Origin of the sequence: Kribbella sp. NPDC058245, assembly GCF_042882005.1 — a bacterium.
In the GTDB taxonomy this organism is placed as follows: Bacteria; Actinomycetota; Actinomycetes; order Propionibacteriales; family Kribbellaceae; genus Kribbella.
The window spans coordinates 97,745-114,551 of the sequence record NZ_JBHVWY010000024.1; the positions used below are offsets into that span (position 1 = coordinate 97,745).

The window sequence follows — 16,807 nt, forward strand, 5'->3', positions numbered from 1 at the left end:
AGCCGTGGCTGTGCGTGTTAGTTGAGGCCGATGATCGGGATGTCGCGGATGAACGGGGCCTGGCGGAGGTCAGTGAGGGTGGGGCGCTGGTAGGTGACGTTCTCGACGGGGTTGCGGGCCCAGTCGGAGCCAGCGCCTTGGCTGGCCTCGTAGAAGCCGTAGGCGCCGATGGCGAGGAAGATGACGGCTGCGGTGGTGGCCAGCCAGCGAGGGCGGAAGATGTTGCGGGCGGTGATGTGGGCACCGCGACGGAGGGAGTTGCCGCCCGGACCCCACCAGGCGGTGAAGAGTGCGGTGAGGCCGGCGGCGGCGAAACCCACTGCAGACAAGGGCTGCCAGGTGAGGCTCTTGGCCGTGGCGGTCACGCCAGTGACGATGCCGCCGACTACTGTGCCCATCACGAGCGGCAGGATCATGCAGACCAGAGTGATCAGTCCGGCTGTTACGAGCTGCACTGGTGATGAGGCGACTGCTACAACGCTGTCTGAGCGTCCGGCGCGTCCGCGGACCTGGCGGCGGCGCATCAACGCCGTACTGCTGCGGTCGACGGTTCGCGCGATCACGAAGCACACTGCGGCGGCTAGCGCGCCCAGCAACGGGTAGAGCGCGATCAGTCCGGTCAATCCGACCATCAGTCCAACCACCACCGCCGTACGGCGTCCTGTCGCAGGAGCTCGGTGTGGTTCGACACCCTGCGCCGGCTGCTGGTGCGGCACGACGTCCTTCGACGGCGGCCTGTACGGCGCTACGTCACGAGGAGGAGCCTGGTACGGCGCTATCGGTTGCGGCGTGCTCTGGTAACCCAACGGCATCGCCGCAGGTGCAGCCGCGACGGGCGCGGGACTGTAGGTCGCTGGGTGAGCGCCTGGGCCCCAACCACCAGCACCCGTGCCTGCGACTGCACCGCCGCCGGCTCCTGCGACATAACCCCCAGCAGCACCCGGAGTGCCCGCGGCCAGGCCGGTGCCCGAACCGGCGGCGCCTGCGGCTGCTGCGGCTTTGGTGGCTTTGCGGGCGGCGGCTGCGTCGCGGACCTTGTTGGCGATGGGGGAGAACGCGGAGAGGGGTGGAATGACTTGGGGGACGAGATTGGCTACCTCGGTGGGGGAGGGCTCGGGGGTAACCGGGTCCGGCTCCTCGGTGGGCATCACGCGGGTCATTTGGCGCGTGGGGGGATGCATTTGGACGGTGTCTGCTGCGGCTGGGGCTGAGCGCGGTGGTAGGGCGTCGCGGCCTTCGGCGTAGCGGGTGAGGCCGGTCATGATCTCGGCCTGGGTGGGGCGGTCCTGCTTCTTCGGAGCGAGGGCTGCGGCGAGCAGAGTCTTGAGGCGGGGGTCCAGACCCTCGAGATCTGCCTGACCGGTGTGGACTCGGTGCAGGACGGCTTCGAAGGGGCCTTTGCCGAAAGGACGGCGGCCGGTGGCGGCGAACGTCACGGTGGCTGCCCAGCCCCACCAGTCGGCGGACTCGGAGACCATCTCGCCTTCGATGAGCTCGGGTGCCAGGTAGCCCGGCGTGCCGATCACGAGGCCGGTCTGGGTGAGGCGGAGGTCGTCGGCGGCCTGGGCGATGCCGAAGTCGATCATCACCGGCTTGCCGTTGAGCATCATCACGTTGCCGGGCTTGAGGTCGCGGTGGATCACTCCGGCCAGGTGGATCGCTTGCAGCGACTCGGCGAGACAGCCGGCCAGCGGGAGCCACTTGCGGGGAGTCAGCGGACCACGGTCGTCGACCTGCTCGTCCAGCGGACGACCGGGGACGAACCGCGTCACCAGGTACGGGCGGTCGGCTTCCAGGTCATGGTCGAGGATGCCGGCCACACCGGGGTGGCTCACCTTCTGCAATGTGGTCGCTTCACGCTGCAACCGGGCGCGTGCGGTCTCGTCGTGCGCGACGTGCGGCCGCAGCACCTTGACCGCGACCTCCTGCAGGTCCGGTCCCTCTGCCAGGTAGACGACGCCCATGCCACCTTGGCCGAGGCGCCGGATCAACCGGTACGGGCCGATGCGCTCCTCCACCTCCCCGGCAGGCATGGAAGGCGTTCCCCCTGTGACTGACATGCCATCGACTGTACGTCGACAGCAGATCACCCAGCCACGATGACGTCAGAGGTAGTCGCCGAACGGCGCTCCCCGGCGGACGCTGATGCCATGACTCACTACGCGATCGCCAACCTGCAGAACGTCAACGTCGGCCACGACATCGTCGAGTACCTGGAGCGGATCGACGCCACGCTCCAGCCGTACGACGGGCACTTCATCATCCACGGTCATCAGCCGGAGCCGGTGGAGGGCGAGTGGGCCGGGACCCTGATCGTGATCGAGTTCCCGGACTACGCGAGTGCCCGCGGCTGGTACGACTCACCGGCGTACCGGGAGATCCTGCCGCTCCGCACCAACAACTCCGACGGCGTCACGATGCTGCTCGAGGGTGTCGACCGCACCCACCAAGCGACCGACGTACTGGGCTGACAGCACCCAGTACGTCGGGCAGGGTTCAGCTCACGGGCAGCCGGAAGGCGAGCAGGCCGGTTCCGGTGGCGTTGGTGATCCAGGGTCCGGCTCCGATGTGGCTCTGGTAGATCAGAGCGGTCACTCCGGTTGCCGGACCGGACAGCGTGAGCACCAGACTTCCGCCGGCGCGGTAGGCCACCGAAGACACCGTCACTGCAGAGCCCTCGACCCGGAAGCCCGCAGCTGACCCTGCGGCCACAGTGAGTGGGTCACTCGTGCGGAGCTTCACTACGAGCTGTGAGCCGGTCGCCGTGACGGAGGCCGGGTTCGGTGCGGACACACCGGCCGAGGTGCCGCCGTACAGGTCGCGGGCGATCACTGCGAAGTTGTGGTCGCCCAGGTCGCGGTAGCCGCCGAGGTACGCGTAGTGGCAGCCGTCGTGACCGGACAGCCCAGTGGTGGAGAGCAGGGTGACGCCGTCGGTGTCGCCGAGTGCACGCTGCGCTTCCCGCAGGCTGATGCTGGTGGTGTTGTTGCAGGGCGACGTGCGGACCTGGTTCACGTAGTAGCGGGTCGCACTGCCGAAATCGGCTCGCCAGTCCGCGAGCAACGCCCGGAACCCAGCTACGTGCACTGCTGCGTTGTCGTTGTCGCTCTCGCCTTGGTACCAGAGCACTCCGCGCACCGAACCGATCACACCGGCAGCCTTCAGTCGCTTCCGCAGCCGGCCATAGTTGGTGGTGAGGTCGTCCGGGTTCGCGTCGTTCCGCTGGAAGAAGCTGATCGGCTGACCACCATGTGCGCCCTGAACGATCGCGACCGGCACCTTGTAGGTGTCGACGATCCGCCGGCCCATCCGGATCGCCCACTGTCCAACCGAGCCGGACTGCACTGTCACGTCACCAGTCGCGTAGTGCCAGACCCGGTCTGCTCCGGAGATCTGCCCGTCCGAGGTCGGAGTGCCGTAGCTACGCAGCCATGGTGACTCCTCCACGTTCGCATTGCCGTTGAACTTGGCCGCCTCCGCATTGGACTGGCCTTGGATGACAAACACGTCACCCGAGACCACACCGGTACGGCGAGCCACCACCCGGTCGATTCCGCTGCCCAGTGCACGCAGTTCGAAGTTGTACTCCTGCAGTGCCGCCCTGATCCGCGGAGTGAACCGGAAGTCGCGCGACTGCGAGGTGTACGTGTCGGTGTGCCCATTGCTGGTCACCCGCAACTGCACCTGGGTTACCTGGGGATCAGTGATCCGCCCGGCCACCGGCACGTTGGCGCCATTCGCTGCGTCGCGTGGGATCAGCTGCCGATCCTGTGGCGATTCGGACAGCGAAACGAGCGACGTCCGCACAAAGGCAGTCAGCTTGCGCTGGGTGTACCGCGCGGAGTTACCAGCGAACGTCCAGTCCGGCTGCCCGGACGCAGCGGTCCCGATCCCGATCGACAGCGGTACGTCGGCCGGCTGGGTGAACGAGTTGATCGCCAGCACCGTCTTCGCCGCAGCGTTGGACGGCCGGGTCGCACCGATCTGCGAGATCTGGAACGACCCGTACGCACCAGTGGTCGGGCTGTCGTCCACGTCGTACGTGATCGGGGAGGTGTTCGCTACCTGGGTGCTGGTCTGTTCGGCGTAGGTGTTCGGCCACATCTCCAGATAGCCGGTCTGTCCGAGGCCAGTGGTCACATTCGGCACGTTGGACGCGACCTCAAGGTCGTCCACCCGTTGCCTGGTGACCTGTCCGGCCTTGGTGGGCAGTCCGATCTTGCTGGCGTCAGTGGAGAACGGCTCCATCGCGGACCACACGCGCTGTGGTCCGTCCGGCCCGTTCAGCTCGAGGCAGTAGCCGACGCGGTCGAAGTTCGAGCCGACCTCGGTACGGCGGTCCAGGGTGTACGGCAGTTCCTTGTCGAGCCACCCTGCCTTCTCGGGCAGCGTCAGTTCCAGCACCGGCGTGTAGCCGACTGCTGCTGCCGCACAGCCGGTTCCTGGATCTCGGAGTGCGGGAAGAATCGCATGGGCCTGCACAGTGACTGTCGAAGCCAGCAGAGTGGCTACAACAGACACAGCAAGAAGACGTCGAGGCATGGGCGGACCTCCGGGGCGGGGAGACTGTCAGACTCTTGGTAAGCGACCTACCGCCTCGGCGGCTTGGGTCGGACCGCAACCGTGCGGTCAGCGGTCCGAACCCTGCGCCCAACGGACCAGGTGTCCTGAGTCGGAACTTCGACGGCACTGGAGGCGCCCAGGCACGCACCTCGCGGCGTTGGAGAAACGTCCACGATGAACCCCGCATCGAGGACGCTTCTCCGCCTTGCGATGCACGCACCTGGACACCTCCAGCACTCGCCGAACTCCCGACTCAGGACACCGCGTTGTCAGCTCTTCTGCAGCTCGGGATACGCCGCCACGAGGTCACCGGAGACGGACTGCTTGGCCCACCGGGCGGTGTCGTCGGCGAGCACCTCGTAGGCGCCGGACTCGATCCCGTCGAGGGCTTGCTTGGCGACGTCCTCCGGCTGCGTCTTCGGCCCTGGGACTCCGGTCGTCATGTCGGTGTCGACGTACCCCATGTGCAGTCCGGTGACACCGATGCCACGGTTCACCAGCTCGACCCGCAGTGAGTTCGACTGGTGCCAGAGCGCTGCCTTGGTGGCGGAGTAGGCGCCGTGCCGCGCGACCCAGGACAGTGCCGAGTGCGCGTTCAGGATGTGGCCGCCGCCGTTGCGCTCGATGATCGGGACGAAGGCCTTGGTGACCTCGAGCGGACCGAAGAAGTTCGCCTCGAAGACAGCGCGGAGTTCGTCGGTCGGCGCGTCCAGGTAGGTGTCCGGCGCACCCGCGCCGGCGTTGTTGATCAGCACCGTCACATCAGGCGCCGCTGCGGCCAGCGCCGCGATCGAGGCAACGTCGGTGACCTCCAGCGGCAGCGGTACGACGCGCGGGTCGGTGCTCGGCTTCGGCGTCCGGGCCGTCGCGTAGACCTTGGCGACCCCGCGGGTGAGCAGGTCGTCGACGAGAGCCTTGCCAATACCACGCTGTCCGCCGGTGACGAGGACGACAGCACCGTCGAGAGAGGTCATGAGTACGCTCCAATGAAGAAGGAAACCGATCTGTTTCCAGCAAGGTAAACCGATCTGTTTCCGAATTCAAATCGAGCCGGTACCCTCGTCGTATGAGCAGCTCGGCGACACCCCGCGAACGCCTCCTCGAGGCAGCGGGCGACCTCTTCTACCGTGACGGCGTGAACATCGGCGTGGATGCGCTCTGCAAGGCCGCCGGAGTCTCGAAGAAGTCGATGTACCAGCTGTTCCGCTCGAAGGACGAGCTCATCGCCGAGAGCCTGGCCAGCCGCGGCCCCGGCTACCAGGCGCTGCTGACGCCGGGCCCGGACGACCGCTCACCGCGGGAGCGGATCCTGGACGTGTTCGAGCGCCAGGACGATGTGGTTGCTCACGGCAACTTCCTGGGCTGCCCGTACGTCGGCACCGCGGTCGAACTGAAGAATCCGGAGCACCCGGGTTCGGTGGTGGCGCGGCACTTCAAGCAGCAGCTCACCGACTTCTTCCACCGCGAGCTGGTCAAGGCCGGCGCCGAGGACCCCGGCACGCTGGCCATCCAGCTGACGATCGCCTTCGACGGCGCGAGCGTCCGCTCGGTCATCCGCGCCCAGTCGCTGGGAGGCATCGGCGTACTGACCGCAGGCGCGCTCCTGGACGCCGCCGGCATCCGCGCAGCCGAACTGGCCGGTCACCTGAGCTGAGCCGAGTCGCGAACTCGGTCACCCCTGACGCCCCGCGGCCGCCAGGGGTGCCGGTGATCAGCTGGTCAGCTGGGCGAGTTCAGCGCCGGCCAGCAGGAAGCCGCCGACGCCGAAGTCGGCGGTCGAGTCGTAGGTGATCGGCTGGCTCGACTCCGGCCGGTCGCCGACCTTCTGCACGTAGCCGAGGAAGCCGTCCGCATGTACGGCGGTGGCCACCATCCCGTTCCAGGCCTTGGCCGCCATCGGCAAATAAGTGGCCGAGGGCAACAATCCGGTCCGGACGGCATAGGCCGACGAGTACGCGAAGAACGCCGTACCGCTGGTCTCCGGGCCGGGCAGGTGCTGCGGGTCGGCCAGGTTGACGTTCCAGAAACCGTCCGAGCGCTGGATCGACCGCAACGAACCCACCAGCTGCGTCAGGCCGGTCTTGTACTCGGCGACATTCGCCTGATCGGCCGGAAGGGCCTTCAGGGTCTTCACGTGCGCGGCCGCGACCCAGCCGTCGCCACGCGACCAGACGACCGGTTTCCCGTTGGGAGAAAGAATTCCGGTCGGGAGGAAACGGTCGTCGCGGTACCACAGTCCGTTCGACGTGATCCACAGCTTCCGCGTCCGCTTGGTGTAGTTGTAGAGCTGGTAGAGCTTCGTCCAGTACGCCGGATCCGCGCGCAGCCGGCCGATGCGGGCGAACGGCGGCATCGCCATGTGGAGCGCGTCGCACCACCACCAGTCGTCGATCTTGGTGCTGTTCACCATCCGGCTCAAGGTGTCCGTCGCCGCGGTCAGTTTGTTGGCGGACGGTTCGAGCTCGTAGAGGTCGAGATAGGTCTGGATGCAGTTGTGGTTGTCGGCGTGCCGGGTCGTGACGCCGCCGGGGATGCCGTAGTTGTGCCGTTCGGCCCAGGCGCGCGCGTAATTCAGGTAGCGCACCTCACCGGTCAGCTTGTACGCGGCCATCAGGCCGCTGAAGAACGTGGCGCGGGCCCAGCCGTTGTCGCCGGAGTCGCTGTGCGTGGCGATCCACTGGTCGGCGACGCGGCGAACCACCGCGATGATGTCGGCCCGCGGCGGGAGCGCGCTCGATGGCGGAGCGGCCGCAGCGGTAGTGGTGACAGAGGGTAATGCCGGGGCGGCCATGACTGCGGTTCCAGCGAGCAGGAACTGGCGTCTTTTCATGGGACAAGTCCTCACTTAGTTCCACTGAACTGGGAAAACAGGATGAATTGTTCCAGCGTGAATTAATGCTGCTGAGATGTTGACGCCCTTACGGTCCGTCGTCAAACTTTCGCAAAGACTCTGCGGATTCTGGGGGGACTGCAGAGCCTTCCGCCCCCACACGCAAGGAATCCGCCCATGAGAATCAAACCCCTTCTGGTGGCTCTCGTCAGTGCCGGTCTGGTGGCCGGCGCTCTGAGCAGCCCGGCAGTTGCAGCTCCCACGGCCGAGCAGTCCTCGGATGCCGTCAACGCACCGGCCGCGCCGGCTGTGTTCGCCCATCCTGGAGTCGGTGTCAGCCGGGCCCAGCTGGACTTCGTGAAGGCGAAGGTCCAGGCCGGTGCGCAGCCGTGGACCGACGCCTACAACCAGGCCAAGAACAGCGCGTACGGCTCGCTGTCGCGGACCCCGACTCCGCGTGCGGTGGTGGAGTGCGGCCCGTACTCCGACCCGAACCTCGGTTGCACCAACGAGCGTCAGGACGCGATCGCGGCGTACACGGACGCAGTCATCTGGTACATCAGCGGCGATGTGCGGTACGCGCAGAAGTCCATCGCGCTGATGGATGCCTGGTCGGCGACGATCACCGACCACACGAACAGCAACGCGCCGCTGCAGACCGGCTGGGCCGCGTCGTCGTGGCCGAAGGCGGCCGAGATCATCAAGCATGTCTACGGAAACTGGCCGAACTCGGGCCGCTTCGGGACCATGCTGCGCAACGTCTACGTGCCCGAGATCATCAACGGCTCCAACTCCAACGGCAACTGGGAGCTGACCATCATCGAGGCCCTGCAGGGCATCGGGGTGTTCCTCGAGGACAAGACGATCTACGACAAGGCACTCTCGCTGTTCGCCAACCGCGCTCCGGCGTACGTGTACCTGGCCTCGGACGGCGCGCTGCCGAAGACGGTGCCGAGCCAGAACCTCAACACCCGCGACAAGATCGTCAGCTACTGGCAGGGGCAGGGCACGTTCGTCACCGGTCTGACTCAGGAGACCTGTCGCGACTTCGTCCACACCGGCTACGGCATCTCCGCGATCTCGCACGTGCTGGAGACCTCGCGGATCCAGGGCATCGACCTCTACCCGACGTACGGCGAGCGCCTGCGCCAGGCACTCGGCTTCCAGGCCAAGTACGAGCGTCAGGCCGAGGCGGTCCCGTCCTGGCTGTGTGGCGGTTCGGTGAACCGTGGCCTCGGCCCGATCACCGAGGTCGGCTACAACGCACTGCACACCCGTCTGGGGATCGCCATGGCGAACACCCAGGCACTCACCGAGGCCAACCGGCCCGCCGGTACGAACGCCTTGTTCGTGGCGTGGGAGACGCTGACCCACGCGGAGAACCCCGCCTGAGGTAGCAGACTCAGGCTTCTGAAGGTGGTCCGGGAGAGCTGGGGACTCTGCCCCCTCAGCTCTCCCGGATCGCCAGGTCAGTAAGCAGTTACTCGTAGCGCGCTCAGTGCGGTGACCAGCTCAGCCAGCTGCTGTGGATCGCGCAGTGACCGCCCGCTGAGCGTCTCGATCCGCCGCAGCCGGTAGCGGATCGTGTTGGCATGGCAGTGCATCTGCTCAGCCGTCCGACTGGGTGACCCCTCGTTGGCACACCACGTCCGCAGCGTCTGGATCAGTACCGACCGCTCATGTACACCGAGTGCGAGTAGCTCACCCAGTACGGCGGCGCTGATCCGCTCCGCCTCGACAGGTGCCGCACTGACCAGCATGGCCAACGGGCTGGGGTCGTACTGGACCACCTTGCCGCCACGATGAGTCAGAGTGGTCAGAGCGATCCGCGCATCATGCAGTGCTCGCGGAGTGTCCCGCAGATGCTCGAAGAGCGCGCTGACACCCATGTCCTCACTTGCACAGTTCTCAAGGTCATCCAGTACGCCGGCCTCCGCCGTACTGCCGATGGACAGCAGCCCGGTCAGTGCGTCCGGTTGCCAGCGCCACGTCGAGTGAACGCCGTGCCGTCGTAACCGCGCAGTCAGCTCAGGACCGTCTCCGGCTCTGGTGATCGCGACCAGGAAACGCCCACTGAGCGGCGTACCGAGTGCCTCGCCGATCTCCCACAGGGTGGTGGTATCGGTAGTGGTGCCAAGGAAGAGTGCATCGAGCAGTGCGAGCCGTCGGTGCTCGAGCTGTACGGCGAGCTCGGTCGAGGACGCACGGTAGGCGATAGCAAGCGCGTCGGTGCACTCACCCGCCAGCCGCCAGACTGTGGTCGCCGCGTCGACCAGACTGGTGTCGCTGGCGATCCCCGTGGTCCGCGCTGCCGTCACTAGGTCATGCCAGAGCTCCTCGAAGCCGATCCGGAACGCGCGAAGCACCTCTGGCAGCGGTGCGTTCTGCTCTGCCCGCTCACGGCCGGTAGCTCGAGCAGGTCCGAGGTCAAGCGGTTCGGCGGCGCTCATGCTACGCAGTACCGGCACGAGGTTGCTGTAGATCGACCGGCGTAGGTCGACTGCCGAGACATCGCCTTCGGAGTAGAACGGCAGCTCCGAGTAGACGCGGCGGCTCATCGACTCGACCACGGCGTCGAGCCGCTCCAGCACCAGGTAGCTGAGGGCCGACAGCTCACTCATTGCAGCAGCGTAACTCTGCAGGTCAACGCACAGGAATTGGTACGGCGAACAATCGCGTGCCCTGGATCTCGCTCGCCGGGGACATTGTCCGGGCGCCCGCGCGGATCGACGCTGCGACGATGGTGCTCGAATCCCTCACAGCGATTGCATGTGCCGGCCATGACATCGCCTTGGAGCTGAACAACACCGCCGGCTTCGACCGCGCGGCTGACTGGCTGGAGGCCAAGTTTTGAGCCCAGGGCGGGACCACAAGGGTGAGCTGTCCGGACGGGTCGCAGTGGTGACCGGGAGCAGCCGGGGGATCGGCCGTGCGCTGGTGCTGGCGCTCTCCCAGGCCGGAGCGGACGTGGTGGTCAGTGGGAAGAGCGAGACCGAGGATCCACGCGTACCAGGGACGATCCACTCGGTGGCCGAGGAGGTGCGGGCGCTCGGCGGCCGCGCCCTCGCCGTACGGACTGATGTGCGGGACGAGGCTGAGGTCGAGCGGCTGATCCAGCGCACGGTGGACGAGTACGGCCGGGTGGACATCGTGGTGAGCAACGCTGGTGCGCTGTGGTGGGAGCGCGTCATCGACACGCCACCGAAGCGGTACGACCTGATGTGGCAGGTGAACGTGCGGGCTGCCTACCTGGCCGCGTACTACGCGCTCCCGCACATGGTCGAGCAGGGCTGGGGACATCTGCTCACCAACAGCCCGGAGGTGACGACCACAGCCACACCGGGCAAAGCGGCGTACATGACGACCAAGATGGGCATGAGCCGGCTGCAGCTCGGCATCGCTGCCGAGCATCTGGCCGACAACGTCGCTGCCAACGCCCTCTGGCCGGCCGCGCCCGTCGACACCGCTGCGACCCGGAACTGGGGCGCTGAGCGGATGGGCGACCCGACGCAGTGGCGGCGGGTAGACATCTATGTGGACGCCGCGATGGAGATCCTGACGAGCGAACCGCGGACGTGTACCGGCAGGATGCTCACCGACGGAGAGATCCTCACCGAACGCGGCTGGACGGCTGAGGAGCTCGACTCCTACTGGCTGACCGGTGCGGCGCCAGCGGAGCCGTTCTGGATCGACGGGAGAAGCTCATGATCGCTGAGGAGACGGTGGGGTCCGTCCTGCGCTGGGCGGCCGAGCAGGCGTCGTCGACGGTCGCACTGGTGGAGGGCACTCCGACTGACCGGCGCCGCTGGCGCTACGCCGAACTGCTGGCCGAATCCGAGCAAGTCGCGCAAGCCCTGCTCGGCCGGTTCGCACCTGGTGAGCGGATCGCCGTCTGGGCCAACAACCTCCCCGAGTGGACCCTGCTCGAGTTCGCCGCCGGTCTGGCCGGTCTGACCCTGGTGACGGTCAACCCAGCGCTACGGGAGCGAGAGCTCGTGCACCTCCTCCGGCAGTCGCGCTCGGCTGGGATCTTCCTGATCCGCGAGTACCGCGGCAACCCGATGCTCGACACGCTCACCGCCGTCCGCGACGAGCTCCCCGACCTGCGCGAGGTGCTGCTCTTCGAGGACTGGAAGAGCTTCCGCGAATCGGGGTCGCCGACTCAGGCGCTCCCGACAGTCCAGCCCGACGACCCGGCACAGATCCAGTACACCTCCGGTACGACGGGGGCTCCGAAGGGCGCCGTACTCCGGCATCGGTCGATCACGAACAACGCGCGGCTGTCGTATGTCCGCGCCTTCGACATGCAGCCGGGTGAGGTGTTCGTCAACACGATGCCGTTGTTCCACACCGCGGGTTGTGTGCAGGGAACGCTTGCTCCGTTGACCAGTCTGGGCACCCAGGTTCTGTTGCCAGGCTTCGATCCTGGGCTGTACCTGCAGTTGATCGAGTCCGAGCGCGGCGCCCAGTTCTGCGCCGTACCGACGATGTACCTGGCCATCCTCGGCCACCCGGCCTTCGCCAGCACCGATCTCTCCTCGGTGCGCTACGCGGTGTCAGGCGGTGCCACGGTCGCCCCCGAGCTGGTACGGCGGATTGAGGCGACCCTCGAGGTTCCGTTGGCGATCATTTATGCGCAGACCGAGGCCTCGCCCGTGATCACGATGACGAGCCTGGAGGACACTCCCGACGACCGGGCCGAGACCATCGGCCGGCCGCTGCCCGGAGCCGAGGTGAAGATCGTCCGGCCCGGCGATGGTGCGCCCGCGGCGGTGGACGAGGTCGGCGAGCTGTGGACCCGCGGGTATCACGTGATGGCGGGCTACTTCGACGATCCGGTCCAGACGACCGCTGCCCTCGATGAGGACGGCTGGCTGCACACCGGCGACCTCGCGAGCATGGACGAGCGTGGCTACTGCCGGATCGAAGGCCGGCTGAAGGAAGTGATCATCCGCGGCGGCGAGAACATCTACCCGCGGGAGATCGAGCAGCTGATCGCCACCCATCCGTCGATCGCCGACGTCGCCGTGGTCGGCGTACCCGATGATCACTGGGGCGAACAGGTGGCTGCCTTCGTCAGACCAGCAGCCGGTACGACGCCCTCCGCGGCCGAGCTGGAGGAGTTCCTGCACGGGCGACTGGCGCGGCACAAGGTCCCGAAGGTGTGGCGGGTGGTCGAGGAGTTCCCGACCACCGCCTCGGGCAAGATCCAGAAATTTGCCCTCCGCAACCAATTGAGTCAGTAGCGACCCCGTCGTGCGGCTAACGTCCGAAAACACGCCGACCTTGCACTGCGGTTCTTCGGACGTTGGTGGGGTTACTGAGAGCTAGCCGATCGCTTCGCCGCGTTTCCAGTAACCCTGGAAGGAGATCGCCGGCTTCGGCAGGCCGACCACGTTGACCAGATGCCGCCGTACCGCCTTGATCATCGAGGACTCACCGGCCACCCAGGCGAAGTCGACGGTCGCGGGCAGGTCGGCTGCTTTGAGGGCCTCGAGCAACGGCATCGTCTCGTCGTCCGAGTTGAGCCAGGTGACGTCGGCGGTACCGGGCGTCGGCAGCGGACGGCGATCACGCTCGTCCGGGACCTGCGCGAAGACGGTCGCGTGCACGTCCGGCGGCAACTGCTCGAGGATGCCGGTCAATGCCGGGAGCGCGGTCTCGTCGGCGATCAGCACACGGTGCTTGCTGGTGCTCGGCGGCACGTAGTCGACGCCGGAGTTCAGCAGGCCCTTGGCGCTGGTCGTGTCGACCGCGAACGCCAGGATCAGCCCGACCGAGTCACCCAGTACGACGTTGGTCGCCCACGCCGAGGCGGGTCCGTTGACGCCGTGCAGCACGAACTCGATGTCCATCTCGCACTGCTCGGGGCGAAGCTCGCGGACCGTGTAGGTGCGCATGATGAACCGGTCGGCCTCGGGCTGGGCGCACCAGTTGGCGTACCAGTCCGGGCCTGACGGGAGCGTGAACTCGGCACCGCTCGGCGGCGGTAGCAGGACCTTGATCCGCTGGTCGGGACCGGCGGTGACGGCCTCGGCGATCCGCGGTGCGACGAAAGTCACGCGGCGCAGATGGGGGCTCAGGTCGACGACCGCCTGGACGGTGACGAACTCCGCCTCGAAGACGATCGGCTGCGTGGCGACTGCGGTCATTCGGGTTTCTCCCAACCAGCACTGGCGAGACTCGGATGCGTACTCGGGGAAGGTGAGGTTATTCTGAAGCACCTAGAGGTTAGCCTTACCTAAGAGGATCCCAAAAGCCTGATGCCAGCGCCCCCGCCGCCAGTCGATTCCGTCGCGGTCGATTCCGCCCGTCGCGACACCAGCGCGACCGCTGCCGCATCGGCACGCCCGCGCCGGACGAGGCGCGCCACGCTGGTTCTCGGGTTGATCGGCTGTCTCGCCGTGCTCGTCCTGGTGATTCTGCTGAGTGTCGCGGTCGGATCGAAGCAGATTCCGTTGTCCACGGTGCTCGACGCTTTGCGGCATTACGACGAGTCGAATACCGATCACGTAATCATTCACTCACTGCGTGTGCCCAGAACGCTGATCGGACTTTTGGTCGGCGCAGCCCTCGGGCTGTCCGGTGCATTGATGCAGGGCGTCACCCGGAACCCTCTCGCCGACCCCGGAATTCTCGGGGTGAACGGCGGCGCCGCCCTTTTTGTTGTCGGTGGCATCTACTGGTTCGGCCTCGCCAGCCTGACGGCGTACGTCTGGCTCGCCTTTGCCGGCGCGGCCGCGGCCTCGGTGGCGGTCTACTTCCTCGGCTCACTCGGCCGCGAGGGCGCGACGCCGGTCAAGCTCGCGCTCGCCGGTGCCGCGCTGACCGCGATGCTCGGCTCGCTCACGACCGCCTTGCTGATCAGTGACGTCGACACCTTCGACCAGTTCCGGTTCTGGTCCGTCGGGTCGCTGGCTGGTCGCGGTTCGGACATCGCCAGCCAGGTCGCGCCGTTCATCCTGATCGGGATCGTGCTGTCCCTGTTCTGCGGCCGGGTGCTGAACGCGATGTCGCTCGGTGACGAGGTCGCCAAGTCACTCGGCCAGCGCGTCGGGCTCGCGCGACTGTTCGTCGCGGTCGTCGTCGTGCTGCTCTGTGGAGCCGCCACCGCGGCCGCCGGTCCGATCGGCTTCGTCGGCCTGACCATCCCGCACGTCGCGCGCTTGATCACCGGGCCCGACTACCGCTGGATCCTGCCGTACTCGGCGGTGCTGTCCCCGATCCTGCTGCTCGGCTCCGACGTGATCGGCCGGGTCGTCGCCCTGCCCGGTGAACTGCAGGTCGGCATCGTGACCGCGATCATCGGCGCCCCCTTCTTCATCATGCTGGTTCGCCGGCGGAAGCTGGCTGACCTGTGACGACCGCCGAAGAAGCCATCCAGATCATCAGCCGGGCTCGCGCGGTCCGGCAGGCGCGCACGGTCGCCGTCATCGTCGTCCTCGCGATCCTCGTCTTCGCCACCTTCTGCGTCTCGCTGTCACTCGGTGACTTCAAGATCCCGGTGATCGACGTGGTGAAGACCTTGTTCGGTGGCGGTGACAAGGCCACCGAGTTCATCGTGAACCGGCTGCGGCTGCCGCGGGCACTCACCGGCCTGATGGTCGGCGCCGCACTCGGCATGTCCGGTGCGATCTTCCAGAGCATCGCCCGGAACCCGCTGGCCAGCCCCGACATCATCGGTGTCACGTACGGCGCCAGTGCGTTCGCGGTGTTCGCGATCGTCACCCTCGGGATGACCGGGCTGGCGGTGTCCGGGTTCGCCATCGCCGGCGCGATCCTGACCGCGTTCATCATGTACGTCCTGGCCTGGCGGCACGGAGTGTCGAGCTACCGGCTGATCCTGATCGGGATCGGGATCGGTGCGATCGCCACCAGCGTCACGTCGTACCTGCTGACCAAGGCGCGGGTCGAGATCGCCCAGCAGGCGCTGATCTGGCTCACCGGTTCGCTGAACGGACGGGACTGGTCGAACGTCCAGGCGATGACGATCACGCTGGTGATTACCGCGCCGCTGTCGGTATGGCTCGTGCACCGGCTGCGAATCCTGCAGTTGGGCGACGAAACGGCGTACGGGCTGGGGTTGCGGGTGGAGAGTTCGAGGCTCGGGCTGATCGTGGTCGGCGTCTTCCTCGCGGCCGTCGCGACCGCGGCGGCCGGGCCGATCGGGTTCGTCGCCTTCGTCGGTCCGCCGATCGCGCGCCGGCTCACCCGGTCGCCGGGACCGGCGATGATCTCGTCCGCGCTGATCGGCGCGCTCGTGGTGGCCTTGTCCGACCTGATCGCGCAGCACGCCTTCGGTGACACGCAACTGCCCGTCGGCGTGGTGACCGGAGTCGTCGGAGCGCCGTACCTGATGTACCTGCTGGCTCGGACGAACCGGGTGGGAAGTGGTGGCTGAGATGGAGAACTCCGTGCAACGACACAGTCTTGCGGCCGAGGGCCTCGCGGTCGGTTACGACCAGCGGCAGATCATCGACGATCTGTCGGTCGAGATCCCCACCGGCAAGATCACCGTCATCGTCGGCGCCAACGCCTGCGGCAAGTCCACGCTGCTGAAGACCCTGGCCCGGCTGCTGAAGCCGTCGAAGGGCTCGGTGCTGCTGGACGGCAAGAGCATCCAGTCGATCCCGACCCGCGAGGTCGCCACCAAGCTCGGCCTGCTGCCGCAGTCGCCGACCGCGCCGGAAGGCATCACGGTCGCCGACCTGGTCGGCCGCGGCCGGTACCCGCGGACCCGCTGGATCCGGCAGTGGACCAAGAGCGACGACGAGGCGGTCGCTCAGGCCATGACGTCGACCGACGTGCTGGCGATCGCCGACCGGCCGATCGACGAGCTCTCCGGCGGTCAGCGGCAGCGCGTCTGGATCGCGATGGCGCTCGCGCAGGAGACCGACATCCTGCTCCTCGACGAGCCCACCACGTTCCTCGACCTGACCCACCAGTTCGAGGTCCTGGACCTGCTCGTCGACCTGAACAAGCGCGATGCCCGCACGATCGTGCTGGTGCTGCACGACCTCAACCAGGCCTGCCGGTTCGGCGATCACCTGATCGCGATGAAGGACGGCGCGATCGTTGCCAAGGGCAACCCCGACGACGTGATCACCGAAAAGGTCGTGCACGACGTCTTCGGTCTGCACGTCAAGATCATCCCGGACCCGGTCGCCGGTACGCCGATGGTCGTGCCGCTCGGCCGCCACACCACCCGCACCGACCGCCCCACCGACGTACCGGCCGACACCCCCGCCGACGTACCGGCCGCCACCCCCGCCGACGTACCGGCCGCCACCCCCGCAGCCAACCCAGCCGCCGCAGCCCTGGCCGCCTCAGCCGCCGCCAACGGCATCTGCCGCCCCACCAACCGCTGACCCCCAACCAACCGCTAGCCGACGCGCCGGCCCGAGCGACGGCAAT

Annotated in this window: 15 protein-coding genes; 9 read left to right on the top strand and 6 right to left on the bottom strand. The window is 67.3% G+C overall.

Translation table 11 applies throughout. From position 1 onward, the window contains the following. Positions 1 to 17 precede the first annotated feature (17 nt). Entirely contained in the window at positions 18 to 2,060 is a 2,043-nt protein-coding gene (locus ACFVWG_RS38890; RefSeq protein ID WP_391548528.1) for a protein kinase, read from the bottom strand. A gap of 39 nt (positions 2,061 to 2,099) precedes the next feature. Between ACFVWG_RS38890 and ACFVWG_RS38895 the strand changes: the two genes are divergently transcribed. Beyond that, positions 2,100 to 2,471 (top strand): DUF1330 domain-containing protein, encoded by a 372-nt coding sequence (locus ACFVWG_RS38895; protein ID WP_391548529.1) that lies wholly within the window; start codon positions 2,100 to 2,102, stop codon positions 2,469 to 2,471. Between the two features lie 25 nt (positions 2,472 to 2,496). On the opposite strand, the gene ACFVWG_RS38900 is transcribed toward ACFVWG_RS38895, so the two are convergent. Both ACFVWG_RS38900 and ACFVWG_RS38905 read right to left on the bottom strand, forming a co-directional pair. Beyond that, positions 2,497 to 4,542, bottom strand: coding sequence for a sialate O-acetylesterase (locus ACFVWG_RS38900; protein WP_391548530.1), 2,046 nt, complete (start codon positions 4,540 to 4,542; stop codon positions 2,497 to 2,499). A gap of 290 nt (positions 4,543 to 4,832) precedes the next feature. Then, positions 4,833 to 5,537, bottom strand: coding sequence for an SDR family oxidoreductase (locus ACFVWG_RS38905; RefSeq protein ID WP_391548531.1), 705 nt, complete (start codon positions 5,535 to 5,537; stop codon positions 4,833 to 4,835). 92 nt (positions 5,538 to 5,629) lie between these two features. On the opposite strand from ACFVWG_RS38905, the gene ACFVWG_RS38910 reads away from it, so the two are divergent. Then, the gene (locus ACFVWG_RS38910; protein ID WP_391548532.1) at positions 5,630 to 6,217 is read left to right on the top strand and encodes a TetR/AcrR family transcriptional regulator; all 588 of its coding nucleotides are present in this window, start codon (positions 5,630 to 5,632) and stop codon (positions 6,215 to 6,217) included. Between the two features lie 57 nt (positions 6,218 to 6,274). Here ACFVWG_RS38910 and ACFVWG_RS38915 read toward each other — a convergent pair whose 3' ends face one another. Beyond that, positions 6,275 to 7,393 (bottom strand): glycoside hydrolase family 88 protein, encoded by a 1,119-nt coding sequence (locus tag ACFVWG_RS38915; RefSeq protein ID WP_391548533.1) that lies wholly within the window; start codon positions 7,391 to 7,393, stop codon positions 6,275 to 6,277. A gap of 177 nt (positions 7,394 to 7,570) precedes the next feature. On the opposite strand from ACFVWG_RS38915, the gene ACFVWG_RS38920 reads away from it, so the two are divergent. After that, positions 7,571 to 8,785, top strand: coding sequence for an alginate lyase family protein (locus ACFVWG_RS38920; protein WP_391548534.1), 1,215 nt, complete (start codon positions 7,571 to 7,573; stop codon positions 8,783 to 8,785). Positions 8,786 to 8,862: 77 nt separating this feature from the next. On the opposite strand, the gene ACFVWG_RS38925 is transcribed toward ACFVWG_RS38920, so the two are convergent. Then, positions 8,863 to 10,014: a PucR family transcriptional regulator gene (locus tag ACFVWG_RS38925; protein WP_391548535.1), complete on the bottom strand. Its 1,152-nt coding sequence runs from the start codon at positions 10,012 to 10,014 to the stop codon at positions 8,863 to 8,865. 56 nt (positions 10,015 to 10,070) lie between these two features. Here ACFVWG_RS38925 and ACFVWG_RS38930 point away from each other — a divergent pair, with 56 nt between their 5' ends. Genes ACFVWG_RS38930 through ACFVWG_RS38940 form a run of 3 tightly spaced genes read left to right on the top strand, consistent with a single transcriptional unit; the run spans position 10,071 to position 12,639 of the window. Further along, positions 10,071 to 10,247 carry a hypothetical protein gene (locus tag ACFVWG_RS38930; RefSeq protein ID WP_391548536.1) on the top strand — a complete coding sequence of 59 codons (177 nt, stop codon included), beginning with the start codon at positions 10,071 to 10,073 and terminating at the stop codon, positions 10,245 to 10,247. Next, complete coding sequence (locus tag ACFVWG_RS38935) at positions 10,244 to 11,101, top strand: SDR family oxidoreductase (RefSeq protein WP_391548537.1); 858 nt, start codon at positions 10,244 to 10,246, stop codon at positions 11,099 to 11,101. The genes ACFVWG_RS38930 and ACFVWG_RS38935 overlap by 4 nt, the downstream gene beginning before the upstream one ends. Further along, the gene (locus tag ACFVWG_RS38940) at positions 11,098 to 12,639 is read left to right on the top strand and encodes an AMP-binding protein (protein WP_391548538.1); all 1,542 of its coding nucleotides are present in this window, start codon (positions 11,098 to 11,100) and stop codon (positions 12,637 to 12,639) included. The genes ACFVWG_RS38935 and ACFVWG_RS38940 overlap by 4 nt, the downstream gene beginning before the upstream one ends. 81 nt (positions 12,640 to 12,720) lie before the next feature. Here ACFVWG_RS38940 and ACFVWG_RS38945 read toward each other — a convergent pair whose 3' ends face one another. Beyond that, positions 12,721 to 13,545, bottom strand: coding sequence for a siderophore-interacting protein (locus ACFVWG_RS38945; RefSeq protein ID WP_391548539.1), 825 nt, complete (start codon positions 13,543 to 13,545; stop codon positions 12,721 to 12,723). 111 nt (positions 13,546 to 13,656) lie between these two features. Here ACFVWG_RS38945 and ACFVWG_RS38950 point away from each other — a divergent pair, with 111 nt between their 5' ends. Genes ACFVWG_RS38950 through ACFVWG_RS38960 form a run of 3 tightly spaced genes read left to right on the top strand, consistent with a single transcriptional unit; the run spans position 13,657 to position 16,761 of the window. Further along, positions 13,657 to 14,754, top strand: coding sequence for a FecCD family ABC transporter permease (locus ACFVWG_RS38950; protein ID WP_391548540.1), 1,098 nt, complete (start codon positions 13,657 to 13,659; stop codon positions 14,752 to 14,754). Further along, a complete protein-coding gene (locus ACFVWG_RS38955; protein ID WP_391548541.1) occupies positions 14,751 to 15,794 on the top strand; it encodes a FecCD family ABC transporter permease in 1,044 nt (347 codons plus the stop codon). The genes ACFVWG_RS38950 and ACFVWG_RS38955 overlap by 4 nt, the downstream gene beginning before the upstream one ends. A gap of 1 nt (position 15,795) precedes the next feature. Continuing rightward, positions 15,796 to 16,761, top strand: coding sequence for an ABC transporter ATP-binding protein (locus ACFVWG_RS38960; protein WP_391548542.1), 966 nt, complete (start codon positions 15,796 to 15,798; stop codon positions 16,759 to 16,761). The last annotated feature ends 46 nt before the right edge of the window (positions 16,762 to 16,807 follow it).